Source organism: Aeromonas sp. MaB10011B, from assembly GCF_017939325.1.
GTDB classification, from domain to species: Bacteria; Pseudomonadota; Gammaproteobacteria; order Enterobacterales; family Aeromonadaceae; genus Aeromonas; species Aeromonas caviae.
The window spans coordinates 38,752-63,694 of record NZ_JAGKRK010000001.1 but is presented as its reverse complement, the minus strand read 5'-3'; the positions used below and the strand labels follow the sequence as shown (position 1 = coordinate 63,694).

Genomic DNA, 24,943 nt, shown 5'->3' with positions numbered 1-24,943 from the left:
GTATGGCATAAAGTGGTGGCAATTCTAGCCCATCAAGGCCCTGCGGCATAGATGGCAGGGGGGAGAGGGGGCTTTTTCTGCCTCGTTTTCTATACCGGATGCGGTTAGAATGGCAGGCCATTTTACTCACAGGCAGTGGTCATAAGATGCTGAAGATATACAACACACTCACTCGTCAAAAAGAAGAATTCAAACCTATCCACCCGGGCAAGGTGGGCATGTATGTGTGTGGCGTCACTATCTATGATCACTGTCATATCGGCCATGGCCGTACCTTCGTCGCCTTCGACGTCGTCGCTCGCTACCTGCGTTATGCAGGATACGACCTCACCTATGTGCGCAACGTCACCGACGTGGACGACAAGATCATCAAGCGCGCCGCCGAAACGCACGTGACCTGTGACGATCTCACCGAGCGCCTCATCGGCGACATGCACCAGGATTTCGACGCCCTCGGTATGGTGCGTCCGGACATCGAACCCCGCGCCACCCAGCACATCGGCGAGATCATCGCCCTGGTTGAAACTCTGCTGGAAAAAGGGCACGCCTACGTGGCGGACAACGGCGATGTGATGTTCATCGTCGAGTCCTACGCCGACTACGGCAAGCTCTCGGGCCAGGATCTGGAGCAGCTGCAGGCCGGCGCCCGGGTCGACGTGGTGGATGCCAAGCGCAATCCGCTCGACTTCGTGCTGTGGAAGATGTCCAAGCCGGGCGAGCCGACCTGGGACAGCCCCTGGGGCCCGGGTCGCCCTGGCTGGCACATCGAGTGCTCCGCCATGAACTCCAAGCACCTTGGCAACCATTTCGACATCCACGGTGGCGGCTCCGATCTGCAGTTCCCGCACCACGAGAACGAGATTGCCCAGTCCTGCTGCGCCCACGGTGGCGACTACGTCAACACCTGGATGCACAGCGGCATGGTGATGGTGGATAAAGAGAAGATGTCCAAATCCCTTGGCAACTTCTTCACCATCCGCGATGTGCTGGCCCACTACGACGCCGAAACCGTGCGCTACTTCCTGATGTCTGGCCACTACCGCAGCCAGCTCAACTACTCGGAAGACAACCTGAAGCAAGCCCGCGCCGCCCTGGAGCGCATGTACACCGCCCTGCGCGATCTGCCGGCGGCGGCCGCCGCCGGTGGTGACGAGCAGGTGGCTCGCTTCAAAGATGCCATGGACGACGACTTCAACACCCCGGAAGCCTACTCCGCCCTGTTCGATCTGGTGCGCGAGATCAACCGCCAGAAGGGTGAAGACATGGCCGTTGCTGCCGCGCTGGGCGCCCGCCTGCGCGAGCTGGGCGCCGTGCTCGGCATCCTGCAACAAGACCCCGAGGCTTTCCTCAAGGGTGACGAAGCGGATGAAGAGGTCGCCGAAATCGAGCGCCTGATCGCCGAGCGCAATCAGGCCCGCGCCGACAAGAACTGGGCCGCGGCGGATGCCGCCCGTAACCGTCTCACCGAGATGGGCATCGTGCTGGAAGACAGCGCCGGCAAAACCAGCTGGCGCCGAGCCTAAGGCCGGTGGCGCTGCTGGCGCCAACCGGTTGAGCCAATAAAAAAACCGCAGCCGAGGCTGCGGTTTTTTTATTTAGTAGTGTAAACATCTTTATTGTTATTTTGTAATGTTGTTAATAATAATATAATTCTCATACACATAGTCATACTTATGACGTAATGGAAGGATACTTCATCGATTATATATAGATAAATTCAGCATAAAAATATATGTTTAGACTTTAATATATAGTGATCATCTTTTGTTCACTGTTGCGATAAATATAAGTCAACCCAATCTGAACAATACTTGTCAACTTGCCATGTCTCCAGGCTAATAACAGACTGGGATGCAGTACTGAGAGACATGTCAGATATCTTTTGGTCTATTTTATTTGCCTCTCCAGGGAGGTCATCTTTCCAGGAATTCCTCGCATTTAATAAGAAGTATAAAGAGCCTATAGCATTGTTTTGGAATTGTAAGACCTCTGAAAGCCATTTTGATGCATAACCTAAATTATGTTTACCAAAATAACTTTGACTTTCAGAGGAAAACATTTTAAATGATTTGCAGTACAGATGAACAGATTCCTCTATCTTGTTTAAATAAAACAAGCATCTTCCTACATTACCGTAAGATGAAGGTAATATGTTGTTATCAATCTCACGTGAACACATTTGCTCTAAGCTTTTATCGCCGCAAAAAAATTTAATCGCAATGTCAAGATTTGCTCTTAGTTTGGAGTCGCGTAAAGCTAAGTGATACCTATGCTTTCCAAACCACACATCATTTTCGCCTAAAACATCAATTAAATCAGATGCACTTTTTCCATATCTAATGGCTTCTGTGTAGTTGGCGTTAATCCAATTTTTATGACAAAGTGCTGATTTTGCTAGTATCATTGTTTTGTCAGGAGTTATAAATGTTTGTGTAAACCTATCCATATGCTTGTTAAAAAGTTCATCTTTCCCGAATTCAATCGAACGAGTAAAGAATGAATCAATAAAATCCATAAACCCTTGGATTTGATTTATTTTATGATGAGACCATGTGATTTTATCGAGGGCAAGGTCAGATAGTCTGAGATATTCCTCACAATACCCAGAGATAAAGAAGCTTTCACAAACCAATCGGAGTTCTGTTATGGAATCATTGATTCTATCTGCATTTATAAGAACTTCAATTTTCTTTGATATAAGTTCTATGTCTTCAGAGGGAAGAACTCTTCCAAATTTTTTCTTAATTAGCAAAATAAAGCCATTCAAATAATTAACGTATAAGGACATATAGCTTTCTTGTTCTTTTTTGTCATATTTTCCCTTGATAAACTCTCGTACTAGAGGGTGCAGTTCAATATACCCCTCACTCTCTTTTGATATAATTAAATTCAGAGATTTTAATGCCCGAATAGCTTTCTTATATTGATTGTAATTTATTTTTCTTTCTACTATCTTTGACAGGTCTTCTTCGGATTCTGAAACGTTACATATTGATAGCGTTCTTAATATTATGCGCTCTTTTTCCTTTAAACAATCCCACAAGTTTTCGAGGACTGTTGCTGACAGAATACTTGAAAAGTTAGCGTCAGATTCAGATATTCCCTTCCCTTCTATTTTTCTTAGAAGATCATTAATGCTGCTGAAATTAAGTCTGGACTGTGCGAGTATTAAGCCCATCCATAGAGGATGACCTTGTGTACAATTATGTAGGCGGATTGCTGTGTTTTCAATTTCTACATTTGTTACTTGATTATGGTACTTTTTTATTAAATCTTTTACGTCATCAATTTTAAGGCCTTCTAATCTGACTTGATGTGAACCTACACCTGCATAATGAATAAATGGACGACAAGTGAAAATAAACTTTGAATTGTGTTGATTTTTTATTGCTTTTTCAAAGAATAGTTTCATGTCTCCACTTGGCGTGAATTTTTCTAAGTCTATATATTTATCTATGTTATCAAAAACAAAGATTCCACGCTGTTCATTAAGTTGCTGGAAGAAATGGTTTACTAGAGACTCGGTATCTAACCCAATTATATCGTTGTGTTCAATCTTCCCTTTAGAGACAAGTTCTATAAGTGAATATAATTTTGTTTGGAGATTTAACTCCTCCTCTTTGAAGTCACGCCAATCACAGTAAGTATACAAACTTCTATCTGATTCAGATAAAAACTTTGAAGCTAAAGCAGATTTCCCTTGACCTCCGATACCAGTAATAAAAACGACTTTGTATGGAAGGTTGAGAGCTTTTAGCTCATCATATCTCCCTGCCCAAAATTCGACTTTAGGCGGAGTATCTTGTCCATGCAATGTTATTTCTCGATCTGAACTTATTATTTCCTGAGTAGAGTTTGAAACATCGCTATCTAAGATGCTATCTGATGACTCTAGAGATTTTATTTCCACTAATTTTTCTATTAGGCTAGGTATCTCATCAAAGTTATCAATTTTTATTGTATCAACAAATTTATGATTTATATGTTCGGTGGATATAACAAAGTGCTCACATCCCATGCCATTATACATGCTGTCTAAATCGTCAAATAAATCTGTCACGTATGGGTCACTTAAACTAAAACCTATAAATAGACATGAATGTGATGAGATTATTTTTTGAAGTTGGAATTTTGCTAGTCCGTTACTTTCTTTATATAACGCATTGTAATCGGATGAGAATATTATTGCGTGGTCTATAGCATTACAACTGCCATGTATTTTCAATATGAATTCTTCTAAGTGATCTAGCTTTGATAATTTAAAATCACTCGATGGGTCAATGACTTCAATGTTGGTGTTGTGCTCAATCAAGGAGTCATAGTTTGTCGTTACTATTTTCCTGCTTATCATAGAAAGTTTTTGATAAAGTGGATTGTCAATAACCTTTTTTGTTGCTTTTTCAAACTCCTCATAAATGTCTTTGATGTTTTTCTTTTTGACTTTATCTAATACTTCCAGTTCAGAGAATAGTTTCTCCTCAAGAGCTAAGCGATATTTTTCCCCTTTCTCTATCGACGGATTTCTTAGTGCATCCATAATGATTTCTTTCCAAAGTGGAAGTCCAGAAATTTTGGATACACCTGCACCAATGAATAGTAGTATTTTATTGTTTTTAATTGCAAGTTGCAGTGCGTATGGGATATTGGCATCCATGTTTATTAATTCCATATTTATTTATGATGTATGAGGCGAAAGTGGCTTGGCTTGTTATCCATTGCTCACATATTCTAGAACGTGTTAATTAGAACGCGTGTTTATTTACCTTAAAAGTTATGCGTTATACGGCATTATGCTCAGTGAAATAGGATGTGCTTCTTACTCCCCGGGGTTAGACTATTTACCTCTGCCGAGGGGAAGGTCAAAGCCCATCGGCGCGTGCCGTGGGACAAACGGGTGAACCGAGGGAACCCGACGTAGTAGGGCGAACAAGTGGGAGAGAAGAACTTTGGTGTTATTTGCCAAAGAGAGCGGGTCTTTCCAAAGTCTCTCGCCCAGCCGCGCAGCGGCGGCGAAACCCCGTCGAGGGCCGCGCCCTCGTGTCCTGCATGGCGAAGCCATGCCATTGAGGCGTGGGGCGGGATTCGCCAGGCAATGATGTTACCGACCCCTCACCCTAGCCCTCTCCCCCAAGGGGAGAGGGGACAAAGCCGAAACCCTATCGAGGACGGAGTCCTCGCGTCCTGCGCGGCGAAGTCGTGCCATTCACACGTGGGACGACATTGCACCAGGTAATGAGGTTACCGACCCTCACCCTAGCCCTCTCTCGAAAGGGAGAGGGGATCAACCGAAGTCGCTGAGGCTGGTGGGCGAAACCCCGTCGAGGACGGAGTCCTCGCGTCCTGCATGGCGAAGCCATGCCATTCACACGTGGGACGACATTGCACCAGGCAATGACGTTACCGACCCCCTCACCCTAACCCTCTCCCGCAAGGGGGGAGGGGATCAAACCGAAGTCTCCGAGGCTGGCGGGCGAAACCCCATCGAGGGCAGCGCCCTCGTGTCCTGCGCGGCGAAGCCGTGCCATTCAGGCGTGGAGTGGCAATCGCCAGGCAATGACGTTACCGACCCCCTCACCCTGACCCTCTCCCGCAAGGGGAGAGGGGACAAAGCCGAAACCCCGTCGAGGGCCGCGCCCTCGTGTCCTGCGCGGCGAAGCCGTGCCATTGAGGCGTGGGGCGGCATTCACCAGGCAATGCCGTTACCCACCCCTCACCCTAGCCCTCTCCCCCAAGGGGAGAGGGGAGCAAACCGAAGTCTCCGAGGCTGGCGGGCGGAACCCTGTCGAGGGCCGCGCCCTCGTGTCCTGCATGGCGAAGCCATGCCATTCACACGTGGGACGACATTGCACCAGGCAATGACGTTACCCACCCCTCACCCTGTCCCTCTCCCCCAAGGGGCGAGGGGATGGTGACCGTGGGCGAATACGCGGCGGGAATCGAGCCGGCACCCAGGGGCGAGAGCAGGGTTGTGTCCCTGTGTTCCGCATGGCGACGCCGCTTGGGGGCCGGTTATGCCAAAATGTGAACAAATCGATCTTTCCCCCGGTCAATCGCGGTCTCCCGCTTGTCGGGCCCGCCCCGAGTTGGCTAAGGTGGTCGCCCATTACATGCACGCAGTTGTGGAGGTAGGCATGGACAAGTTATTGCTGGCGCTCTCGGAGCAGGTGATCAAGGCGCGGGATCTGGAGAGCCTGACCCGCCCTTTGCTGGAGATGCTGGAGTCGGTGACCGGGCTGGAGTCGACCTATCTCACCGAGATTGACCTCGGGCAAAGCAGCCAGCATGTTCTGTTTGCCCGCAATGCGGCCGGGCTGCAGATCCCCGAGGGGATGACGGTGGAGTGGAGCGATACCCTGTGTCGCCGTGCCATCGACGATGAGATTAGCTACACCGACGACGTCGCCGCTCTGTGGGGGGACTCCCAGGCGGCCAGCGAGCTCGGCATTCGCTCCTATCTGAGCAGCCCGGTGCGCACCTCCACCGGTTCCCTCTATGGCACCCTGTGCGGCGCCAGTACCGAACAAAAGCCCGCGGTGGCGGGGGCGCAGCAGCTCATCGCCTTCTTCGCGCACCTGATTGCCGAACAGGTGGAGCGGGAGCAACTGCTGCGGCAATTGCAGCAGGCCAACGACGAGCTCTCGCGCCTGGCCCTCTCCGACCCCCTCACCGGGCTCCCCAACCGCCGCGCCCTGATGCTGGAGCTCACCCGCCTTTTCTCGTTGTCGGAGCGGGCGGGGCATCCGGTGCTCATCGCCTTTGTGGATCTCGATGGCTTCAAGGCCATCAACGACGAGCATGGCCACGAGGCGGGGGACAGGCTGCTCACCGCCATGGCGCGGCAACTGAGCGAGACCCTGCGCGGCGGCGATCTGCTGGCCCGCTTTGGGGGGGACGAGTTCGTGGCCGTGGGCATGGGGCCTTTCCCGGCCTCCGACACGTTGGACGGGGCGGTGGCGGCGTTTCGCCAGCGCCTGTTCGAGCACAGCGTGCTGTCACTGCCGGTGGGGGACAAGGTGATCCACTATCCTGGTGCCAGCGTGGGGGCGGTGGCCGTGATGCCGGCCGAGGTCAGCGTCGAGGAGGCGCTGAACCGGGCCGATGCGAGCATGTATGCGGTCAAGCGCCAGCGCCGGGCCGCAGGGGAGGGCGGGAACCCGCCTCCTTCCAGTCAGGTGTCTGCCCCGCGATAGGAGCGGGGCGGGTTGAGAGGGCACAGGGTGGCGCGTCCACCCGGGTGCCAGTCTGTTTTCCCTTTTATCAGTTCGGAGCCCATACCATGGTTCATCTTCTTGCCCGCCGTGTGCGCGCCCTGGCCGGGCGGGCGGCCACCCTGGTGGCCGGACTCTGCGAGTTTCAGCAGCGCATCTGGGTGGTCAGCATCGTCAAGGAGTCCTACACAGATACCTTCGTGGTCAACGAAGGGGGCTTCGAGGAGCCCTTGCAATGGATGCGCCGCAAGGGCTACAGCGCCGAGATGCTGGCCAGGGTGGAGGCCATGGCCCGATCCCAGGTGCTCCAGCTCGAGTGTGCCGGGCAGCATCACCGTCTGATGCGGGTGAAATAGGGGCGAAGCCGCCCCGGATGGCCTGGGCGGCACCGCCACCCGGGCATTGACCACATATCCTGCCGCCCTCTTCGTGTCAGACGGGGGAAATGGGTCGCCAGTCATGATTTTTCCGTGGTTCTCTCCGGTTTCAGACCGCCTGAGTAGACGCAAATCGCGGAGTTGTAGCTGTTGAAGGTGACCGCGTAGTTGAAATCGCAGAAATAGGCCGGGTGCTTGGTGGCGACAATGTCCCCCGCCTTGCATTTGTCCTGCATCCCCTCCACCAGGGTGTCGTTGTTTGACCCGAGGCAGGCCTTGCCGGTGGTCTTGTCACCGCCGCAGGCCATCAGAAGGGCGCAGACCGAGAGACTCATCAACCATTTCGCTGTGTTGTGCATGTGTATTCCCAAGAGATCGGAGAGATGGCGGGGAAGGGCGTGAGCGCGGCGCTGCCCGATGAAGGCGGCCAGCGGGCACGCTGCCGCCCCTGACTGTCGCTGCCACCGTGCGCCCTGCCCCTTGCCGTGAAAAAGGGGCCAACAGGCTCCTGCGCCCTATATTACGGACCCAGGACGGTCTGCGTCACCCCTTGTCGTTGCAAGTGGTGAACATTAAACGGGTTTCGTGCGCTGGCTCAAAGGCGGGCCGGGGCCTTGGCGGCCCCGGCGGGGAAGGGGTCAGGGGGAGGGGAAGTATTTGTGCTGGAGCTGCTGGAAGTCGCTGCTGGCCAGCACCTGGGTCAGGCCGATCTGGAACTCCCTGACCAGGGCATCGTCAACCGGGTGGCTGAAGGCGAAGCAGTACTGCTCGGAACTCAACATCCAGCGCACCTCGAACTGGGCGGGATCCAGCTGCTGGGTCTTGATGAGATCCAGCAGGGTGGACTTGTTGCTGGAGATCAGCTCGACCCGGCCCGAGGTGAGCATGCGCAGGGCCTGGGAGAGGCGGTTGGCGGTCATGATCTTCTGCTCGTCGAAGCCGGCGTTGAGCAGCAGTTGCTCCCCCACATCGGATCGCACGGCGCCTATGGTGTAGCGCTGGGCATCTTCCAGGCGGGTCAAGGTCAGGGGGCGACTGGCGAGCCCCATCAGCACTATCTCGGCATAGCCGATGGGGCAGGCCCACTTGAACAGGGGATTGCGCGCCTCGGTGCGGGCGGTGGAGAAGAGCACCACATTGGGTTTCTGGGTCAGCAGGTAGTAACCCCTGGCCCAGGGGAGGATGCTGACGGGCTGGACAGGGGTGCCGGTCTTTTGCCACACCAGGTGCAGCAGGTCGATGGCAAAGCCGGTCGGGGCGCCATCCTCCCCGGTGAAGTTGTAGGGTTTGTACTCTTCGGTGAGGTAGTGCAGGCTGGCGAGCGCCGGGCTGGCCTGGGTCGCGGGAGTGCCCCAGACCATGGCCGCGAGGGCGGCGCAGGCGACCAGTCTGCGAAGGGGGACTGCAATGTCTGTGTTCATCCTGACCGTCCTGCTGCCGAGTGCCCAGTTTCAAGTGTTGCCAAGTCACGGCGTTTCGCCACCCGGCGCAGACGTTATCCGCCGGGGGCCGTCATTCTCTCGCCACTCACAACCGGATCGGCGCCCTCTTTTTACCAGGTCGGGCGGGTGTGACCCAGGGGGGTGAATGCTTCGTCCCTCAGCCCCACCAGCAGGGTGCTGCCATCCTCTTGCAGACGAAACTCGCCGTAGCGGGCCGACTCATACTGATCTCCCGTGCCCTCTTCGAAGAAGAAGGCGTCAGGCCCGATAAACCACTGGCCGTCGCGCTGGCGCACCTTGAGCAGGCGCTCCCCCGGGCCAGGGGCCTCGGGCTTGCCCCCTTCCACCCAGTGCACCACCTGATGTTCATCCAGGCGAACGACCAGGGTGTGGGGGCCGACGGCGGCCTGGCGGCCCGCCAGCTGGCGGGCGAGGGCGTAGTTCAGGCGCATGTAGTCCCCCTGCATCAGGGAGCGGGGGTCGACCGGTGCCAGCTCGATCAGCACCACCTCCCCCTGGCTCATGGCGTGCTCGAAGCGCCAGACGGCGGCGTTGATGCCGGCGAGCAGGGCAAGACAGGTCAGCAAAAAGGCGAGGCGTCTCATGAGGGGCTCCCGTTGTGAAGGTGCTTGAGCCACTGACGGGTACCGAGCAGCAGGGCCCCCGAGGCGAGCAGCAGCCAGGACTTGGTCATCAGGGTCAGCCCCAGATCGTAGTAATAGAGGGAGCCAAAGCCGAGCAGCAGCAGGCCTGCCAGGGTCATCAGGGCCAGGCTGCCGGCGTAGAAGCCGAGCACCAGCACCAGGGCGCCAGCCCCCATGCCGGGAATGATGGCGCTGATCACCACCAGCGGCAGCCCGTAGCGCAGCGGCAGCCTGAGGCGAACCATGACCGCGAGCAGCAGGGCGGCGCAGAGCAGGGGATTGAGCCAGAGAGGCAGGCGGGAGCTGCCGAGCTCATTGAGCACGCTGGTGCCTCCCTCCCACAGGGGGTGGTGCAGCCGTCCCAGCACCAGCAGGGAGAGCGCCAGCCCCAGGGTGAGGGATTCATAGAGCAGATGGCGGGCGGGATCGCGCTCCGCCTGCAGCCAGCACAGGGCGACGGCGCCCATCACCAGCGGCAGGGCCAGCAGGTGCATGCCGAGGCAGGCGAGGGCGAGGGTGAGCAGGATGGCGGCGGCGAAGCTGTGGAACAGCCTGATCAGCCAGTGCTCGAACAGGGCGGCTACCCCGAGGGAGAAGGCGGTCAGACCGAACCAGAGCCACGCGACGTTCAGATCCAGCCTGTCCAGCAGGCCGTAGAGCAGCCAGGCATTTGCCGCCAGCGCCAGCGCCAGCACGAACTGATCCCAGAGATCGCTGCGGGTCGCCATGCGGTTGAGACCGAGGGCGGCGGCCATCAGCACCATCCCCATGGTGAGGGCGTTGTTGGGGTCGCGGGTCAGCTGCTCGAAGGCCATGAAGAGGAAGAAGAGCAGGAAGAGGGCGGCTATCCAGCCCACCATGCCGAGCAGAAAACGGCCCGACCAGTGGGGCTGTTCATCCCGGGGGGCATCCCCTTCCACAAGTTGGGCAGCACGCAGGCGCTCCCAGGGGGTGAGATCAGACATGCTGCCTCCGTTGTTGTTGCAGCCAGCGGCTGGCCATCACCGACAGGCCGATGGCGATGAGGGCCAGCAGCAAAAAGCCGTTCATGTCCGGCTCCATCCACTTGCCAAGGGCCGCGAGGATCACGGCGATGAGGCTCAGGCACCCCATGGCGAGCCCGGCGATGAACCTGTGGTGCCAGCGCAGGTAGGCGGCGCCGAGCCAGGCGAGCCAGGCAGGCCAGACCCAGGGAGAGGCGGCATCGAACAGGGCCAGCAGGGTAAGCAGGGTGATGCCGAGCCCCGCGGCCAGCCCCGCGAGCCAGGAGGGCATCAGGGCGTAGCGGGCGGGCACCAGGATGAGCAGACCCCAGAGGGCGGCGTTGAGCAGGGTCAGGCACCAGCCGAGGGCCTCCTCGTTGAAGGAGAAGAAGAGATCGAGAAGGCCGAGCCGCCAGTAGAGCACCAGGGCGAGCTGACCGAGCAGCCAGGCCAGGGTCCAGAGCAGCGGGCTTCTGCCAAGGGCCGCCAGCGGCAGCAGCATCAGGGCCCAGGTGGCGAAGAGCTGCCAGGGGTCGGCGCCGGTCTGGTAGGTCTGGCCCACCAGGGCGAGCAGGGCGCCGAGGTTGAGGGCCAGGGCCAGCAGCAGGGCCTGGCGCGGGGTGTCACTCATGGGTTTGCGCCAGAGCACCAGGAGCATGGCGAGCAACGGCAGCTCCAGCAGGGCGAGACGTGAGAGGCGCCCCAGGGCCTGCCAGTTGAAGGCGACGAAGAAGACGAGGCCGGCGCCAAGGCAGAGGCAGCCGAGCCAGAGCAGCAGCCTGTCGAACAGCCACTGCCAGCGGGCAGGGCCGGGGGGCAGATCGCACAGGGCCAGGGCGGCAGGCAGCGAGGCCCGTGGCAGGCGGCCGCGCCTGACCCAGTCGAGCAGGGTCTGTCTTGAGGTGAGGTGCATGGGGGCTCCTGAAGCCGTGATGCCTGAAAGATAAGGCATTATGGCACGGCGAAGCGTCTCGGGGCAGGGGCGCAGTCGGCGCTGCGACACAGGTCGCGGCACGGGGCCATGTCTTTGCACTAAAAAGGCCCCCGCCGTGAGGAGGGGGCCTGAAGGACGTCCGGGGCGGCGGTGGCGATCAGTGCTCACGCTGATCCCCCGCCGGCTTCTATGGAGGTCAGGCGAAGATCAGGGTGGAGATGCCAAGCCCCGCAAAGAGGATGGCGCAGGCAATGCGGATCCCCTTGAGGGGGAGCTTGTCGGCCCCGAGCTTGCCGAGCAGCACCACGGGCACGTTGGCCAGCATCATGCCGAGGGTGGTGCCGGTGATCACCTGGATCAGGGAGTCGTACTTGGCTGCCAGCAGCACGGTGGCTATCTGGGTCTTGTCACCGATCTCGGCGATGAAGAAGAGCACGAAGGTGGCCATGAAGGGGCCGTACTTGTCCAGGGAACTCTCTTCATCGTCCATCTTGTCCGGCACCAGGATCCAGGCGGCCATGGCGATGAAGGCGCCAGCGACCAGCCAGGTCATCACCTTGGGATCCATCCAGCGACTGATGAATTCCCCTATCCAGGCGGCACCCGCGTGGTTGAGCAGGGTGGCAGCCAGCATGCCGGCGATGATGGGCCAGGGTTTGCGAAAACGACAGATGAGCAACAGGGCCAGCAGCTGTGTCTTGTCGCCGATCTCGGCGATGGCAACGCTGATGGTGGAGGTTAACAAGGCTTCCATAAAAATGACCGGGGGACGGAATTGTTATAAACCAGAGACAAGCCTGTGCCATCCGTCCCCGGTTTTGGCACTGGCCCGTCAAAGGTCTTGTCAAATCCGGCATTGCCCGGATCACCCTGACCATGGTGAGTTGGCACCAAGTATGTTGATCAGGATCGCGCACGGAACGGGTCCGTGGCGAGACTACTCCCCCTCGATGGGAGCGGGCATTCTAGGGAAAAACCCCCGGTGAGGCAAGGCGCGGGATGGGGAATTATCCCCCCACCAGCTTGACCTGAAAGCCGGCCTTCTCCAGTTCGGCCTTGATGAGGTCCCGTTTGTCCCCCTGGATCTCGATGATCCCCTCCTTGAGACCGCCGCCGGTACCGCACTTCTTCTTGAGCAGGGTGGCGAGGGCCTTCTGCTGGTCGGCGGGAACGCCGTGGATGCTGATGACCCCGGCCCCCTTGCGTCCCTTGGTCTCGCGGCGGATGCGCACGACCCCGTCGGCGGGGAAGGGGGAGGCATGCTGGGCGGGGGCGGATTCCTTGATCATGCCGCCGTCCGTGCTGTAGACCAGGCGGCTGTTGTTGTCGTGACTCATGGCAATACTTTGTCGGTTAGCTAAGCGGAGTTTGATTTTACGCAAATAAATGTTGAGGGCACAGCTTATAATCCCCCCATTAAAAGCGAATTATTCTTGTTTAACTTCAGGAGCCCGTCATGGTACTCACAGAGCTGTCGCCGGGACAGAGCGCTCGCATCACGCACATGAACCACCTTGGCCGCGCCTTGCGGCGCAAGTTGATGGTGATGGGGCTGCTGCCTCAGACCGAGATCCTCTATCTGCGGGCCGCCCCCCTGGGGGACCCGCTCCAGATCCAGTGCCAGGGCATCTGCCTCTCCATGCAGAGGAGTCTGGCCCAGCAAATCGAGGTGGAGCCGGTATGAGCTACAACCTGGTCACAGTGGGCAATCCCAACAGCGGCAAGACCTCCCTGTTCAACGCCCTGACCGGCTCCCGCCAGCAGGTGGGGAACTGGAGCGGGGTCACCGTCGACAAGAAGATGGGGGCCTTTGCTGCCCGCGGGCAGGAATACACCCTGGTGGACCTGCCCGGCATCTATGCCCTGGCCAACCAGGAGGCGAGCCTGGACGAGCAGATCGCCAGCCGCTTCGTCCAGCGCCAGCAGCCGGATCTGCTGCTCAACGTCATCGATGCCGCCAACCTGGAGCGCTCCCTCTACCTCACCCTGCAACTGCGGGAGCTGGGGCTGCCCATGGTGGTGGTGCTCAACAAGATGGATCTGCTGCAAAAGCGGCGCATCACCATCGACGAGGCCTTGCTCGCCAAGGCGCTGGGGTGCCCCGTGGTGTCGCTCTCGGCCCACAATCGCCAGCAGGTGGCGGCCTTCAAAGAGGGGATCCACCAGTTTATCGGCCAGTCCCAGCCCGCCCTGATGCTCGACTACGGTCAGCCCCTCGAGGGGGACATCGCCGAGCTGGAGACCCTGCTCGCCCCCCATCATCTGCATCGCCGTGGCCGCGCCCTGCGCCTGCTGGAGGAAGACATCGCCATGCAGGAGACCCTGGCGGCGGGGCAGCAGGCGGCGGCCGACAACGTGGTGAGCCGCGCCCACCACGCCCAGGACATCGACCTGCAACTCGCTGATTTGCGCTACGGCCATATCCACCACTGGTGCCAGCAGGCGTGCCGTCATCAGGACAAGCTCACCGTCGCCCAGAGCGAACGGCTGGACAGGGTGCTGCTCAACCGCTGGGTGGGCATCCCCTTCTTCCTGCTGGTGATGTACCTGATGTTCATGTTCGCCATCAAGGTGGGCAGCGCCTTCATCGACTTCTTCGACATCCTCGGGGGGGCCCTCTTCGTGGACGGGGTGCACCACCTGCTGGGGCTGATGAGTGCCCCCGACTGGCTGGGAGCCGTGCTCGCGGACGGCGTGGGTGCCGGTTTGCAGACGGTGGCGACCTTCATCCCCGTGGTGGGCTGCCTCTTTCTCTTCCTCGCGGTGCTGGAGAGCTCCGGCTATCTGGCCCGCGCCGCCTTCGTGGTGGACGCCCTGATGCGTCGCCTCGGCCTGCCCGGCAAGGCCTTCGTCCCCATGCTGATGGGCTTTGGCTGCACCGTGCCCGCGGTGATGGCGACTCGCACCCTGGGGTCGGAGCGCGAGCGGCTGATGACCTCGGCCATGGCGCCCTTCATGTCCTGTGGTGCCCGTCTGCCGGTCTACGCCCTGTTCGCGGTGGCCTTCTTCCCCGAGTCGGGGCAGAACCTGGTGTTCGGTCTCTATTTGTTCGGCATCCTGGTGGCGGTGCTCACCGGCCTCTTCCTGCGCAGCACCCTGCTGCCGGGCAAGAGCGACTCCATGGTGATGGAGATGCCCGATTACGAGTGGCCCCGTCCGGTGGACGTGGGGCTGCGCACCTGGCAGAAACTCAAGGGCTTCATCTTCGGCGCGGGCAAGACCATCGTCCTGATGGTGGCGGTGCTGAGCGTGCTCAACTCCCTCGGGACCGACGGCAGCTTCGGCAACCAGGATCAGGAGAACTCGGTGCTGAGCAAGCTGAGCCAGTCCGTGACCCCGGTGCTGCATCCCATAGGCGTGCGGGACGACAACTGGCAGGCCACGGTGGGCATCCTCACCGGCATCTTTGCCAAGGAGGCGGTGGTCGCTACCCTCAACAGCCTCTACGCCGGCGGCGCCGGTGATGAGGAGGAGAGTGAATACTCCCTGCTGGGCAGCCTGAAAGCGGCGCTGGCCACCATTCCCGCCAACCTGGCGGACATCGACCCCGCCGATCCCATGGGGCTCAAGGTGGGGGATCTGGAGGACAAGCAGGCGGCAGCCGAGGCCCAGGAGGTGGACACCTCCACCTACGGCAACATGCAGACCCACTTCGACGGCGTGGCCGGGGCCTTTGCCTACCTGCTGTTCGTGCTGCTCTACATGCCCTGCGCCGCCGCCATGGGGGCTCTGGTGCGAGAGACCGGTCGTCAGTGGGCCCTGTTCACCGCCGCCTGGTGCAACTACGTCGCCTTCCTGTGCGCCACCCTCTTCTATCAACTGGCGACCTTCGCCGCCCACCCGGCGCAGAGCCTGGTCTGGAGCCTGAGCTATCTGTTCTCCCTGGTGCTGCTCTGGTGGCTGGGGCGTCGTCACGGCGACATCGTCGCACGCAAGGTGGTGACCCTGTGAAGGGGCTCATGGTCAGGGGCGAGTGCGCCGAGAGGGAGGGTATTCTGTGATCCTGCGTGAACTGGGGGACTATCTGGCCCTTCACAAGAAGGTGAGCCGGCGGGCGCTGGCCCGCCACTTCCACACCTCCGAGGATGCGGTAGAGGCCATGCTCGGGGTCTGGATGCGCAAGGGGCGCGTCGCCAAGCGGGAGAGCCGCCTGTGTGGCGGCTCCTGCTGCGGCAAGCACGAAGAGGTGACGTTCGAGTGGTGCGAGCCCGGCCAGATAGGGCTGATCCAGAAGGGCTGACGCCTGCCCATATGCAAAAGGGAACCCGAGGGTTCCCTTTTTCGTGGCCGCCGGGTCCGTCTCAGAAGAGGTCGCCCTCGTCCTTGGTGGGCTCCAGGCTCCAGCCGCTCGCCGCCGCGCTGTTGCCAATCTGACCCTTCTCCCGCCAGAGTTTGATCTTGAGGCGCAGGTTGTTCTGGGAGTCCGCGTTCTTCACCGCCTCCTCCTCGTCGATCACCCCCTCGACCACCAGATCGAACAGAGTACTGTCGAAGGTCACCATGCCAAGGGCCCTGGATTTTTCCATGATCTCCTTGAGGCCGCCAAACTCGCCGCGCTTGATGAGATCGCGCACCGTGTGGGTTCCGAGCATCACCTCCACCGCCGCCCGGCGCCCGCCGTCCGTGGTCTTCACCAGCCGCTGGGAGACAAAGGCCTTGAGGTTGTTGCCAAGGTCGTTGAGCAGCTGGGGTCTGCGCTCTTCCGGGAAGAAGTTGATGATGCGATCCAGCGCCTGGTTGGCGTTGTTGGCGTGCAGGGTGGAGATGGCCAGATGCCCGGTCTCCGAGAAGGCGAGAGCATGCTCCATGGTCTCCCGATCGCGGATTTCGCCGATGAGGATGACGTCCGGCGCCTGGCGCAGGGTGTTCTTCAGGGCCGCGTGGAAGCTGCGGGTATCCACCCCCACCTCCCGCTGGTTGATGATGCTCTTCTGGTGGCGATGGACGAACTCCACCGGATCTTCGATGGTGATGATGTGGCCGCCGCTGTTGCGGTTGCGATGATCGATGAGGGCCGCGAGCGACGTGGACTTGCCGGACCCGGTGCCGCCGACGAAGAGCACCAGACCCCGCTTCTCCATGATGGTGTCGAGGAGCACCGGAGGGAGTTTGAGATCCTCGAAGCGGGGGATCTCGGTCTTGATGTTGCGCGCCACCAGGGAGACTTCATTGCGCTGCTTGAAGATGTTGACCCGAAAACGGCCTATCTGGGGCAGGGAGATGGCGAGGTTCATCTCCAGCTCTTTCTCGAACTGCTGTTTCTGCTCGAGATCCATGATGTCGTAGGCGATGCGGGCCACCTCGCCCGGCCCCAGGGGCTCCTGGGTGAGGGGGCGCAGGGCGCCGTTGAACTTGGCGCAGGGGGGGGCGCCGGTGGAGAGATAGAGATCGGAACCGTCCTGTTTGGCCAGGATCTGCAGCATGTCTCTCAATTCCATGAGGGGCCTCGTCGCTCAAAGGGCTGGGGGATGATGAATGGCTTGAGTGTACAGCCTCAGGCGCCGGTCAGTTTTTCGCGGAACACAAAAAAGACCGCGCCCAGGATGCACAGACCCGCCCAGAGGTAGTCCCACTTCAGATCTTCTTTCAGATAGAAGATGGAGAAGGGAACGAACACGGTGAGGGTGATCACCTCCTGCAGGATCTTGAGCTGGCCGACGGAGAGCACGGTGTGGCCGATGCGGTTGGCGGGCACCTGCAACAGGTATTCGAACAGGGCTATCCCCCAGCTCACCAGGGCGGCGATGATCCAGGGTTTGTGATTCATGCTCTTGAGATGGGCGTACCAGGCAAACGTCATGAAGACGTTGCTGCAGATGAGCAGGCCGATACTGGTCATGATGGGGTTCATTAGGTTCTCCTTTTAAATCAATGCATTTTATCTCGACTCCATGGGTTTTCATAAGTGGTGCTTGAGGGTATTTTTAGCTCACAAGGATGTAACAAAAGAAGGCGAAAGCTGGATGGGCAAGACAAGCTGGGGTGCGCTTTGTCTGTTGTTTGCCTGCTGGGCGCAAGGTGCGCCGACCCTGACGGTGGCCACCGATGTCTGGCCGCCGTTTCGCATGCTGGCAGAGAACGACGACTTCCAGGGGCTGGATATCGACATTCTGCGCCAGTTGCAGGCACGCAGCGGCATTGTGCTCACCCTCAAACGGGTGCCCTGGGGACGGGCACTCAAACAGATGCAGACCGGTCAGGTGGATCTGATGATAGGGCTGGCTCACACCGAGGAGCGGGCCGCCTTCATCGACTACCTGCAGCCGTCCTATTACCAGTGCCGGCCTGCCTTCTATGGCAAGCCCGCCGCCGTGGCAGGTCTCAGGCGCTACGAGGATCTGCGAGGCCGCGAGATAGGCTATGTGTTCAACTCCGCCTACTTCCCCCCCTTCGATGGCGACACCCAGCTCGACAAGCACGGGGTCCCCACCGAAGACCAGTTGCAGCGCATGGTGGAGCGGGGCCACCTGCCCCTGATGATAGGGACCGACTGCCAGGTGGATTACGCCCTGAGCCAGCGCAACGACGCCGGCCTCGTCAAGGCGCCCTTCCAGCCCCCCAACCCGGTGGTGCTCTACCTCGGGATGAGCAAGCACTCACCCCACCATGAGCTGGGCCCCAAGCTGGCGCAGGCGTTGCAAGCCATGGTGGAGAGCGGCGAGATAGCGGCGCTGGCCAAGCCCTACCAGCCTTGACCTTGGGTGGTAACGCGCTGTTATCATGCAGCTTTCCTGCCTGCCCACCGGCGGGCCTCGCTTCTTGGGGATCCCGTGTATCTCGCTCTCATCCGTCGCCAGCAGCGCTGGCAGCGTCGCTGGCTGCTCCTGCTGTCGCTGCTGACCCTGGCCCTGTTCCTGCTCTCCCTCGCCCTCGGGGAGTTCGTGCTGCTGCCCTGGCAGCCGCTGGGGGATCTGGAGCTGCGCATCCTGCTGGAGCTGCGCCTGCCGCGCGCCCTGCTGGCTCTGCTGGCGGGGGCCTCCCTTGCCTGCGGCGGTGCCGTGCTCCAGGTGATGCTGCACAATCCGGTGGCGGAACCCGGCCTGCTCGGCGTCTCGAGCGGCGCTGGGCTGGCCGCCATGGTGGCGATGGCGGTGGCCAAGGGGCTCGGGCTCTATCTGCCGGGCTGGGGACTGTCGCTGGCGGCCTTTGGCGGCGCCCTGGTGGTGACCATGCTGCTCATCCGTCTCGCACGTCGGGCACGGCTCGGCCATGGGCGGCTGCTGCTGTTCGGGGTCGCCATCGGCATCCTCACCAATGCGGCCATGACCTGGCTGATGTATTTCGCCGACGACGGCGCCTTGCGGGAATTCATGTTCTGGATGATGGGCAGCCTCGCCTACGGCAGCCAGCAGCTCGCCTGGTGGTGGCTGGTGCTGCCCCTCACCCTCGGCTGGCTCTGCTGGCAGGGGCGGGCACTGCAACAACTGCTGCTGGGAGAGACCCAGGCCCGCCTCATGGGGCTGAACGTGGACAGCATGCGGGTACGCCTGGTGCTGGCGGTCTGCCTGCTCACCGGGGTGGCGGTCTCCCTGTGCGGCGTCATCGGCTTCGTCGGCCTGGTGGTGCCTCACCTGCTGCGCCTGTGCGGTGGCAGCGATCAGCGCTTCCTGCTGCCCGCCTCGGCGCTGGGGGGCGGCGCCCTGCTGCTCGGGGCCGATCTGGTGGCCCGCTCGGCGCTGCACGCCGGTGAACTGCCCATCGGGGTCATCACCGCCTCGGTGGGTGCCCCGCTCTTTATCTATCTGCTGCTGAGGCAAGATGCCGATGTGTCCCGCTGATCCCGCCCCCTGGCGGCTGGAGGCCCGCGCCCTGGCCATCCCCCATCGCCTCGCCCCCCTGGATCTCGCCTGGCCCGGTGGTCAGCTGGTGGCCCTGCTCGGCCCCAATGGCAGTGGCAAGTCCTCCCTGCTCGGGGCCCTGGCGGGCCTGCTGCCCGCCGATGGCGCCGTCTTGCTGGGAGGAGAGGTCATCACGACCCTGAGCTGGCCCGAGCTTGCAACGCGGCGCGCCATGCTGCCCCAGCGCCAGCCCCAGCTGTTCCACATCCCGGTGTTCCAGGTGCTGAGCCTGGGGCTGGAGGAGGGGGGCCCCGATGCCCAGGCGCAGGCGGTGGCGGATGTGTGCGACGCCCTGGAATTGGCGCCCCTGCTGGCACGGGACTTCAGCCGCTTGTCCGGGGGGGAGCAGCAGCGGGTGCTGATCGCCCGCACCCTGTTGCAACTATGGCCAAGCCTCAATCCGACCGGGCGGGTGCTGCTGCTGGACGAACCCCTGGCGGGGCTGGATCTGCATCACCAGATGGCGCTGCTGCGGCTGCTCAAGCAACTGGCCGCGCAGGGATTGCTGGTGGTGGCGGCCATCCACGACATCAATCTGGCCATCGACTGGGCGGATCGCGTGCTCTGCCTGCAACAGGGCCGCGTGGTGGGGGAAGGGGACGTCGGGATCATCGACGAGGCGCTGCTGGAGCGGGTGTTCCAGATCCGCACCGATCGTATCGAGGCGGCCGGCCGCACCTGGTTTATGCCGAGTCTGTGAGGCGGTCTTCCCCCTCATCCCCAGCCCTTCTCCCATTCTTTTGAAACAAGCGGGAGAAGGGAGCCGCTCCGTCGACTACGGATACAGCATTGAAAACCTGCTTAGGCTGAGTGAAGCCAAGGGGAGCGAGTGAATCACTGTGGAAATGAAAAGAGCCAGGCATCCGTGATACCTGGCTCTTTGAATTGGTAGAGAGAGCGTTGAGCGGTTGCTCAGGCTTTCTGCTTGTCCAGCCGCACCTGGGCGGCTTCTGCCAGCATGGCCAGCAGGGTTTCGGTGTCACTCCACGACAGACAGGCATCGGTGATGCTCTGGCCGAAGGTGGCGGCACAGCCGTTCTCCACGTCCTGACGCCCTTCCACCAGGAAGCTCTCGGCCATGATGCCGGCGATGCCGGTGCGGCCGCGGCGCAGCTGATCGCAGATATCCTGGGCCACCAGCAGTTGGCGGCGGTGATCCTTCATGCTGTTGCCGTGGCTGAAGTCCACCACCAGGCGCTCCGGCAGGCCCACCTGGGCCAGAGCCTCGCACGCCTCGTCGATGCTGGCGGTGTCGTAGTTGGGACGGTGGCCGCCGCGCAGGATCACGTGGCCGTAGGGGTTGCCGGCGGTGCGGTAGATGGTCATCTTGCCGTCCTTGTCCGGGGAGTAGAAGATGTGGCTGTGACGGGCGGCGCGCACCGCATCGATGGCAATGCGGGTGTTGCCGTCGGTGCCGTTCTTGAACCCCACCGGGCAGGAGAGGGCGGAGGCCATCTCCCGGTGAACCTGGGACTCGGTGGTGCGCGCGCCGATGGCGCCCCAGGTGATGAGATCGCTGATGTACTGGCCGGTCACCATGTCGAGGAACTCGGTGGCGGTGGGCATGCCGGTCTCGTTGATGTCCACCAGCAGCTTGCGGGCCAGTTTGAGCCCTTCATTGACGTCGAAACTGCCGTCCAGGCGCGGATCATTGATGAGCCCCTTCCAGCCGACGATGGTGCGCGGCTTTTCGAAGTAGGTGCGCATCACGATGCACAGGCTCTCTTTGTACTCTTCACGCAGGGTGTTCAGACGCAGAGCGTATTCGTGGGCGGCGGCAGGATCGTGGATGGAGCAGGGGCCGACGATGACCAGCAGGCGCTGATCTTCACCGGACAGAATGGCTTCCACTTGGCGGCGGGCATCCAGCAGGTTCTGGGCGATGGTGTCGGTTAACGGGAAGGCGTGCGCCAGCTCGCTTGGGGTGATCAGGGCCTCCAGGCGACGGGTGCGCAATTCATCGGTGTGAATGGACATACGACTCAATTCTCGAGTGGATAAGGTGGGCGGGATGCCAAAATGCAAGGGAATAAAATAAAGCAAAAGTCACCCGATGGAAACCTTGGGCGGCTCTGATAGGATGTGAACCCAAAAGCCATTTCAAATGAGGTAGTTATCGTGGCAAAGCCAGGCGCGACCGGGATCACCCGCATCATCAACGCAACCGGTTACAGCATGAAAGGTCTCAAATCGGCCTGGATCAACGAGGCCGCCTTCCGCCAGGAGCTGCTGCTCATCCTGCTGCTGATGCCGCTGGCATTCTGGATAGGTGACTCCCTCAACGAGATCCTGCTGCTCGTCTGCATCAGCTGGCTGGTGGTGATCGTCGAGGTACTCAACTCCGCCGTGGAGGCGGTAGTGGATCGCATCGGCTCCGAGCATCACGAACTCTCGGGCCGCGCCAAGGATCTGGGCTCCGCCGCCGTCTTCATCGCCCTGGCCCTCAATGCCCTGGTGTGGGGTGCCCTGGTGGGCCGCAACCTGCTGGGCTGGTGGTAAGCTGCGAGAGCAACCTTTCTCCTGACATAAAAAAGCCCGTCATCACGACGGGCTTTTTGCTGCGCAGATAAGGGCTTATCAGTGCAGGATCCGGGCACGGATGGTGCCATTGATCTCTTTGAGACGGGCCAGGGCCTTCTCGCTGTGCTCGGTTTCGACGTCGATGACCACGTAACCGATCTCGCTGCTGGTCTGCAGGTACTGACCGGCGATGTTGATCCCCTCGTCGGCGAAGATCTGGTTGATCTGGTTCATCACGCCGGGCTGGTTGCGGTGAATGTGCAGCAGGCGGCTGGAGCCCTTGTGGCCGGGCAGGGAGACTTCCGGGAAGTTGACAGCGGAGAGGGTGGAGCCGTTGTCGGAGTATTTGACCAGCTTGTTGGCCACTTCCAGACCGATGTTCTCCTGGGCTTCCTGGGTGGAGCCGCCGATGTGGGGGGTCAGGATCACGTTGTCCAGGCCGCGCAGCGGGGTGAGGAACTCCTCGTCGTTGGACTTGGGCTCCACCGGGAAGACGTCGATGGCGGCGCCGGAGAGGTGGCCGCTCTTGATGACGTCGGCCAGGGCGTCGATGTCCACCACGGTGCCGCGGGAGGCGTTGATGAAGATGGCGCCCGGTTTCATCATGCGCAGTTGCTCTGCACCGATGAGATCCTTGGTGGAGGCGGTTTCCGGTACGTGCAGGCTGATGACGTCAGACATGTTGAGCAGCTCCACCAGGTTCGGCACTTGGATGGCGTTGCCAAGGGAGAGCTTGTTCTCGATGTCGTAGTAGTAGACCTTCATGCCGATCATCTCGGCGATGATGCCAAGCTGGGTGCCGATGTGGCCGTAGCCGATGATGCCGAGCTTCTTGCCGCGGGCTTCGACGCTGCGGTTGGCCAGCTTCTCCCAGACGCCGCGATGGCACTTGGCATTCTTCTCGGGAATGCCGCGCAGCAGCAGCAGGATCTCCCCCAGTACCAGTTCGGCCACGGAGCGGGTGTTGGAGAAGGGGGCGTTGAAGACGGGAATGCCGCGCACGTGGGCGGCGTCGAGGGAGACCTGGTTGGTGCCGATGCAGAAGCAGCCGATGGCCACCAGCTTGGTGGCGGCATCCAGCACCTTCTCGGTGATCTGGGTGCGTGAACGCAGGCCCACGAAATGCACGTCACGAATGCGCTCGATCAACTCCTCTTCCGACAGGGACGTCTTCAGATATTCCACATTGGTGTAGCCGGCTGCCCGAAAGGTCTCCACCGTGTTGGGATGGACTCCCTCCAGCAGCAGTACCTTGATCTTATCCTTGTCCAGCGAAAACTTGGCTGTCATGACGTTCCCTCTATTGTTTTGAAAAATGCGTTCAGGCTTGCAGTGTGAAGAAAACCGTAAAGTAGCAAAAACGTTTGGGAGAGGGAATATTTGTGACGAAAGTCAAATTCTTTGAAGTTATCAACGATTGTTGCAGATGTGCTGCTACAACCCATTGAGGGATAACCAGAAACGGCGCCATGAGGCGCCGTTGTCCATTTGGGGCAGTCAGATTGACTGACCCGGGCGGTGCTTGCCCGGAGGGGGAGGTCCGGGGAGCAGGCCTTAGTTGGTGATCACACCCTCGGGGGTGCCGATCAGCACAACGTCGGCGCCACGGTGGGCGAACAGGCCGTTGGTGACCACGCCCACGATGCTGTTGAGGCGGGTTTCCAGAGCCTTGGCATCGGTGATGGCCATGCCCTTGACGTCCAGGATGATGTTGCCGTTGTCGGTCACCACCCCTTCACGCCACACCGGGTTGCCGCCAAGGGCGCGGATCTCGCGGGCCACGTATTCGCGGGCCATGGGGATCACTTCCACCGGCAGGGGGAAGGTGCCCAGCACGTCGACGGTCTTGGTGTTGTCGATGATGCAGATGAACTGGTCGGCCACGGCGGCGACGATCTTCTCGCGGGTCAGGGCGGCGCCGCCCCCCTTGATCATGTCGCGGCTGGCGTTGATCTCGTCGGCACCATCCACGTAGACGGAGAGGGCATCGATGTCGTTGAGGTCAAACACCGGGATGCCGAGACCCTTGAGGCGTTCGGTGGAGGCGATGGAGCTCGACACCGCGCCCTTGATCTGGTCTTTCATGGTCGCCAGTGCGTCGATGAAGTGATTGACGGTAGAGCCGGTGCCCACCCCGACGATGGTGCCGGGTACCACGTATTTGAGCGCAGCCCAACCGGCCGCCTTCTTCATTTCATCTTGAGTCATGATGGATCCTTATGGAAAAAGCGGGCGCATTATATCCAAGCATCCCCCCCAGAGCGACCATGGTGCTCACGTTCCGGCGCAAAAATCCCCAAGATGTAAATCGTTTGCCTGTTTATTGAACCGAAGGGGGCGCCCCCGCCTGATCAGGCAAAGTGCCAGCTGCGGCTGGGGGTGATGATCTGGGGGAGCGGCACGTCCCACTGCTCCCGGGGGACGGCATCCACCTGCTGGCAATCGTGGGCGAGCCCCAGGGGTCTTGGGCCGAGCTGGTGCTCGTGCCAGCAGGCGAGGGTGCGATCGTAGTAGCCGCCCCCCATGCCGAGGCGGTTGCCAGCCTCATCGAAGGCCACCAGCGGGGTGCAGATGATGTCCAGCATGCTGTGGGGCAGCACCTGCTGCACGTCGAGCTCGGGCTCGGCGATGCCGTAGCGGTTGCGGGTCATGGGGGTGGTGGCGGTGTAGCGCAAGAAGAGCAGGTGACCCGGGGTGAAGGGGTGCAGCACCGGCAGGTAGACCTCCTTTTGCCGGGCCCACAGCCAGTGGATGGCGGGCAGGGGATCGAGCTCCCCGTCGTTGGCCAGATAGAGGGCGATGCGCCTGGCCGCGAGGATGCCGGGGTGTTCCTGGAAGCGCTCGACCAGCTGTTGGGCCGCCGCCTGCTGCTCGGCCTGGCTCAGGCTTTTTCTGCGCTGGCGAATGAGCTGGCGCAGGTTCTGGCGTTCGGGTTGGGTATCCGGCATGGGGACTCCTGGGCAAAGGTGGGCTGGCGCTACCTTAGCAAGGGGCCGA

24 protein-coding genes are annotated in these 24,943 nt (G+C 60.2%); 10 read left to right on the top strand and 14 right to left on the bottom strand.

The genetic code is table 11. From position 1 onward, the window contains the following. The first annotated feature begins 146 nt into the window (after positions 1-146). On the top strand, positions 147-1,523 hold the full coding sequence (cysS, locus tag J9893_RS00255) for a cysteine--tRNA ligase (RefSeq protein ID WP_210599807.1): 1,377 nt from the start codon (positions 147-149) through the stop codon (positions 1,521-1,523). Positions 1,524-1,768: 245 nt separating this feature from the next. Here the strand turns inward: cysS and J9893_RS00250 are convergent, their stop codons facing one another. Continuing rightward, positions 1,769-4,654 (bottom strand): SIR2 family protein, encoded by a 2,886-nt coding sequence (locus tag J9893_RS00250; RefSeq protein ID WP_182951667.1) that lies wholly within the window; start codon positions 4,652-4,654, stop codon positions 1,769-1,771. A gap of 1,477 nt (positions 4,655-6,131) precedes the next feature. Between J9893_RS00250 and J9893_RS00245 the strand changes: the two genes are divergently transcribed. After that, on the top strand, positions 6,132-7,190 hold the full coding sequence (locus J9893_RS00245) for a sensor domain-containing diguanylate cyclase (protein WP_202016478.1): 1,059 nt from the start codon (positions 6,132-6,134) through the stop codon (positions 7,188-7,190). An 86-nt stretch (positions 7,191-7,276) separates the two neighbouring features. Beyond that, positions 7,277-7,564 (top strand): hypothetical protein, encoded by a 288-nt coding sequence (locus tag J9893_RS00240; RefSeq protein WP_039041204.1) that lies wholly within the window; start codon positions 7,277-7,279, stop codon positions 7,562-7,564. Positions 7,565-7,665: 101 nt separating this feature from the next. Here J9893_RS00240 and J9893_RS00235 read toward each other — a convergent pair whose 3' ends face one another. From J9893_RS00235 to J9893_RS00205, 7 genes are all read right to left on the bottom strand, one after another. After that, complete coding sequence (locus J9893_RS00235) at positions 7,666-7,944, bottom strand: hypothetical protein (RefSeq protein ID WP_029314742.1); 279 nt, start codon at positions 7,942-7,944, stop codon at positions 7,666-7,668. Positions 7,945-8,223: 279 nt separating this feature from the next. Beyond that, on the bottom strand, positions 8,224-8,946 hold the full coding sequence (locus tag J9893_RS00230; RefSeq protein ID WP_104454364.1) for a transporter substrate-binding domain-containing protein: 723 nt from the start codon (positions 8,944-8,946) through the stop codon (positions 8,224-8,226). A gap of 191 nt (positions 8,947-9,137) precedes the next feature. Continuing rightward, positions 9,138-9,632, bottom strand: a complete 495-nt coding sequence (locus tag J9893_RS00225) for a GDYXXLXY domain-containing protein (RefSeq protein WP_210599806.1) — start codon at positions 9,630-9,632, stop codon at positions 9,138-9,140. Further along, positions 9,629-10,636, bottom strand: coding sequence for a DUF4401 domain-containing protein (locus J9893_RS00220; protein ID WP_210599805.1), 1,008 nt, complete (start codon positions 10,634-10,636; stop codon positions 9,629-9,631). The genes J9893_RS00225 and J9893_RS00220 overlap by 4 nt, the downstream gene beginning before the upstream one ends. Then, positions 10,629-11,567 carry a DUF2157 domain-containing protein gene (locus tag J9893_RS00215; RefSeq protein ID WP_042014993.1) on the bottom strand — a complete coding sequence of 313 codons (939 nt, stop codon included), beginning with the start codon at positions 11,565-11,567 and terminating at the stop codon, positions 10,629-10,631. Before J9893_RS00215 ends, J9893_RS00220 begins: the two co-directional genes overlap by 8 nt. Positions 11,568-11,784: 217 nt before the next feature. After that, positions 11,785-12,342 carry a TMEM165/GDT1 family protein gene (locus J9893_RS00210; protein WP_010675206.1) on the bottom strand — a complete coding sequence of 186 codons (558 nt, stop codon included), beginning with the start codon at positions 12,340-12,342 and terminating at the stop codon, positions 11,785-11,787. A 253-nt stretch (positions 12,343-12,595) separates the two neighbouring features. Next, positions 12,596-12,925 carry a translation initiation factor gene (locus J9893_RS00205; RefSeq protein ID WP_039041208.1) on the bottom strand — a complete coding sequence of 110 codons (330 nt, stop codon included), beginning with the start codon at positions 12,923-12,925 and terminating at the stop codon, positions 12,596-12,598. 119 nt (positions 12,926-13,044) lie between these two features. Here J9893_RS00205 and J9893_RS00200 point away from each other — a divergent pair, with 119 nt between their 5' ends. Genes J9893_RS00200 through J9893_RS00190 form a run of 3 tightly spaced genes read left to right on the top strand, consistent with a single transcriptional unit; the run spans position 13,045 to position 15,828 of the window. Continuing rightward, the gene (locus J9893_RS00200) at positions 13,045-13,272 is read left to right on the top strand and encodes a FeoA family protein (RefSeq protein WP_010675204.1); all 228 of its coding nucleotides are present in this window, start codon (positions 13,045-13,047) and stop codon (positions 13,270-13,272) included. Continuing rightward, positions 13,269-15,539 carry a Fe(2+) transporter permease subunit FeoB gene (gene feoB / locus J9893_RS00195; RefSeq protein ID WP_010675203.1) on the top strand — a complete coding sequence of 757 codons (2,271 nt, stop codon included), beginning with the start codon at positions 13,269-13,271 and terminating at the stop codon, positions 15,537-15,539. The genes J9893_RS00200 and feoB overlap by 4 nt, the downstream gene beginning before the upstream one ends. Before the next feature lie 46 nt (positions 15,540-15,585). Then, positions 15,586-15,828, top strand: a complete 243-nt coding sequence (locus tag J9893_RS00190) for a FeoC-like transcriptional regulator (protein ID WP_010675202.1) — start codon at positions 15,586-15,588, stop codon at positions 15,826-15,828. Positions 15,829-15,889: 61 nt separating this feature from the next. Here J9893_RS00190 and tapW read toward each other — a convergent pair whose 3' ends face one another. Then, complete coding sequence (gene tapW / locus J9893_RS00185; protein WP_029314740.1) at positions 15,890-17,026, bottom strand: type IVa pilus ATPase TapW; 1,137 nt, start codon at positions 17,024-17,026, stop codon at positions 15,890-15,892. Between the two features lie 56 nt (positions 17,027-17,082). Beyond that, positions 17,083-17,439 carry a DMT family protein gene (locus tag J9893_RS00180; RefSeq protein WP_010675200.1) on the bottom strand — a complete coding sequence of 119 codons (357 nt, stop codon included), beginning with the start codon at positions 17,437-17,439 and terminating at the stop codon, positions 17,083-17,085. Positions 17,440-17,551: 112 nt separating this feature from the next. On the opposite strand from J9893_RS00180, the gene J9893_RS00175 reads away from it, so the two are divergent. The 3 genes from J9893_RS00175 (at position 17,552) to J9893_RS00165 (ending at position 20,126) form a co-directional block, all read left to right on the top strand. Continuing rightward, positions 17,552-18,283, top strand: a complete 732-nt coding sequence (locus tag J9893_RS00175; protein WP_210599804.1) for a transporter substrate-binding domain-containing protein — start codon at positions 17,552-17,554, stop codon at positions 18,281-18,283. Positions 18,284-18,358: 75 nt separating this feature from the next. Next, entirely contained in the window at positions 18,359-19,366 is a 1,008-nt protein-coding gene (gene btuC / locus J9893_RS00170; protein ID WP_039041213.1) for a vitamin B12 ABC transporter permease BtuC, read from the top strand. Next, positions 19,353-20,126, top strand: coding sequence for an ATP-binding cassette domain-containing protein (locus J9893_RS00165; protein ID WP_052816485.1), 774 nt, complete (start codon positions 19,353-19,355; stop codon positions 20,124-20,126). The genes btuC and J9893_RS00165 overlap by 14 nt, the downstream gene beginning before the upstream one ends. 212 nt (positions 20,127-20,338) lie before the next feature. Here the strand turns inward: J9893_RS00165 and J9893_RS00160 are convergent, their stop codons facing one another. Further along, positions 20,339-21,403 carry a 3-deoxy-7-phosphoheptulonate synthase gene (locus tag J9893_RS00160; protein WP_010675196.1) on the bottom strand — a complete coding sequence of 355 codons (1,065 nt, stop codon included), beginning with the start codon at positions 21,401-21,403 and terminating at the stop codon, positions 20,339-20,341. Positions 21,404-21,544: 141 nt separating this feature from the next. Here J9893_RS00160 and J9893_RS00155 point away from each other — a divergent pair, with 141 nt between their 5' ends. Beyond that, entirely contained in the window at positions 21,545-21,925 is a 381-nt protein-coding gene (locus J9893_RS00155; RefSeq protein ID WP_039040385.1) for a diacylglycerol kinase, read from the top strand. A 78-nt stretch (positions 21,926-22,003) separates the two neighbouring features. Here J9893_RS00155 and serA read toward each other — a convergent pair whose 3' ends face one another. The 3 genes from serA to J9893_RS00140 all read right to left on the bottom strand — a co-directional run bounded on the left by serA (position 22,004) and on the right by J9893_RS00140 (position 24,894). Then, positions 22,004-23,236, bottom strand: a complete 1,233-nt coding sequence (serA, locus tag J9893_RS00150; RefSeq protein WP_039040384.1) for a phosphoglycerate dehydrogenase — start codon at positions 23,234-23,236, stop codon at positions 22,004-22,006. A 264-nt stretch (positions 23,237-23,500) separates the two neighbouring features. Further along, positions 23,501-24,154, bottom strand: a complete 654-nt coding sequence (rpiA, locus tag J9893_RS00145) for a ribose-5-phosphate isomerase RpiA (protein ID WP_039040383.1) — start codon at positions 24,152-24,154, stop codon at positions 23,501-23,503. Positions 24,155-24,297: 143 nt separating this feature from the next. Continuing rightward, on the bottom strand, positions 24,298-24,894 hold the full coding sequence (locus J9893_RS00140) for a 5-formyltetrahydrofolate cyclo-ligase (protein WP_039040382.1): 597 nt from the start codon (positions 24,892-24,894) through the stop codon (positions 24,298-24,300). Between the last annotated feature and the right edge of the window lie 49 nt (positions 24,895-24,943).

Coding starts and splice junctions, on each gene's coding strand:
- cysS (WP_210599807.1), top strand. CDS start 147: ATGCTGAAGATATACAACACACTCACTCGTCAAAAAGAAGAATTCAAA.
- J9893_RS00250 (WP_182951667.1), bottom strand. CDS start 4,654: ATGGATGCCAATATCCCATACGCACTGCAACTTGCAATTAAAAACAAT.
- J9893_RS00245 (WP_202016478.1), top strand. CDS start 6,132: ATGGACAAGTTATTGCTGGCGCTCTCGGAGCAGGTGATCAAGGCGCGG.
- J9893_RS00240 (WP_039041204.1), top strand. CDS start 7,277: ATGGTTCATCTTCTTGCCCGCCGTGTGCGCGCCCTGGCCGGGCGGGCG.
- J9893_RS00235 (WP_029314742.1), bottom strand. CDS start 7,944: ATGCACAACACAGCGAAATGGTTGATGAGTCTCTCGGTCTGCGCCCTT.
- J9893_RS00230 (WP_104454364.1), bottom strand. CDS start 8,946: ATGGTCTGGGGCACTCCCGCGACCCAGGCCAGCCCGGCGCTCGCCAGC.
- J9893_RS00225 (WP_210599806.1), bottom strand. CDS start 9,632: ATGAGACGCCTCGCCTTTTTGCTGACCTGTCTTGCCCTGCTCGCCGGC.
- J9893_RS00220 (WP_210599805.1), bottom strand. CDS start 10,636: ATGTCTGATCTCACCCCCTGGGAGCGCCTGCGTGCTGCCCAACTTGTG.
- J9893_RS00215 (WP_042014993.1), bottom strand. CDS start 11,567: ATGCACCTCACCTCAAGACAGACCCTGCTCGACTGGGTCAGGCGCGGC.
- J9893_RS00210 (WP_010675206.1), bottom strand. CDS start 12,342: ATGGAAGCCTTGTTAACCTCCACCATCAGCGTTGCCATCGCCGAGATC.
- J9893_RS00205 (WP_039041208.1), bottom strand. CDS start 12,925: ATGAGTCACGACAACAACAGCCGCCTGGTCTACAGCACGGACGGCGGC.
- J9893_RS00200 (WP_010675204.1), top strand. CDS start 13,045: ATGGTACTCACAGAGCTGTCGCCGGGACAGAGCGCTCGCATCACGCAC.
- feoB (WP_010675203.1), top strand. CDS start 13,269: ATGAGCTACAACCTGGTCACAGTGGGCAATCCCAACAGCGGCAAGACC.
- tapW (WP_029314740.1), bottom strand. CDS start 17,026: ATGGAATTGAGAGACATGCTGCAGATCCTGGCCAAACAGGACGGTTCC.
- J9893_RS00180 (WP_010675200.1), bottom strand. CDS start 17,439: ATGAACCCCATCATGACCAGTATCGGCCTGCTCATCTGCAGCAACGTC.
- J9893_RS00175 (WP_210599804.1), top strand. CDS start 17,552: ATGGGCAAGACAAGCTGGGGTGCGCTTTGTCTGTTGTTTGCCTGCTGG.
- J9893_RS00165 (WP_052816485.1), top strand. CDS start 19,353: ATGTGTCCCGCTGATCCCGCCCCCTGGCGGCTGGAGGCCCGCGCCCTG.
- J9893_RS00160 (WP_010675196.1), bottom strand. CDS start 21,403: ATGTCCATTCACACCGATGAATTGCGCACCCGTCGCCTGGAGGCCCTG.
- serA (WP_039040384.1), bottom strand. CDS start 23,236: ATGACAGCCAAGTTTTCGCTGGACAAGGATAAGATCAAGGTACTGCTG.
- rpiA (WP_039040383.1), bottom strand. CDS start 24,154: ATGACTCAAGATGAAATGAAGAAGGCGGCCGGTTGGGCTGCGCTCAAA.
- J9893_RS00140 (WP_039040382.1), bottom strand. CDS start 24,894: ATGCCGGATACCCAACCCGAACGCCAGAACCTGCGCCAGCTCATTCGC.